At 70.7% G+C, this 692-nt stretch carries 1 protein-coding gene; it reads right to left on the bottom strand.

Going from position 1 to position 692, the window contains the following annotated elements; all coding sequences use genetic code 11:
* A partial coding sequence (locus tag MKK60_RS03080; protein WP_243983903.1) for an FAD binding domain-containing protein occupies positions 1–692 on the bottom strand: 692 nt, incomplete at both ends.

The raw sequence follows: 692 nt of genomic DNA, 5'->3' as shown, positions 1-692 counted from the left end.
TAATCGCGCCGGTCGATCTGGAACAGGGTCGCGCCGGTGTCGACGTGCTGGTTGTCGGTGACCGAGAGCGCGACGACGTAGCCGGACACCTTCGGCGCGATCGAGAACTGGCGCGCGTCGACGAAGGCGTCGTCGGTGGATGCGTAAGGCTGCAGGTAGATCTGCCAGTAGCAGAACCCGGCGATCCCAAGGGCGCCCGGCAGGCGGTGGAACTCCGCCACCGGGATCTTTCGCGATGCGCCCTCGCCGTCGACGGTCTCGACGGTGGCGTCGAGCACGCGCATCGCCACCGCCATGTCGCCGGGATGGGTGGCGATGCAGGCGTCGCTTCCGCCGATCACCGCCAGCTGCCGGCTGACCCCGTCGAGCGCCGAGCAGCCGGAGCCCGGCCGGCGCTTGTTGCAGGCCTGCGCGGTGTCGTAGAAGTACGGGCAGCGGGTGCGCTGCAGCAGGTTGCCGGCGGTGGTCGCCTTGTTGCGCAGCTGCCCCGAGGCCCCGGCCAGCAGCGCGCGCGACAGCACGCCGTAATCCTTCCGGACACGGGCGTCGGCGGCGAGGTCGGTGTTGCGCACCAGCGCGCCGATGCGCAGGCCGCCCTCCGGGGTCGGCTCGATCCGGTCGAGCCCGAGCCCGTTGACGTCGACGAGGTGGGTCGGGGTCTCGATCTGCAGCTTCATCAGGTCGAGCAGGTT

Origin of the sequence: Methylobacterium sp. J-092, from assembly GCF_022829325.1 — a bacterium.
Classification (GTDB): domain Bacteria; phylum Pseudomonadota; class Alphaproteobacteria; order Rhizobiales; family Beijerinckiaceae; genus Methylobacterium.
Note: the sequence above shows the minus strand (reverse complement) of the source record. Positions and strands in the feature narration are given on the sequence as shown.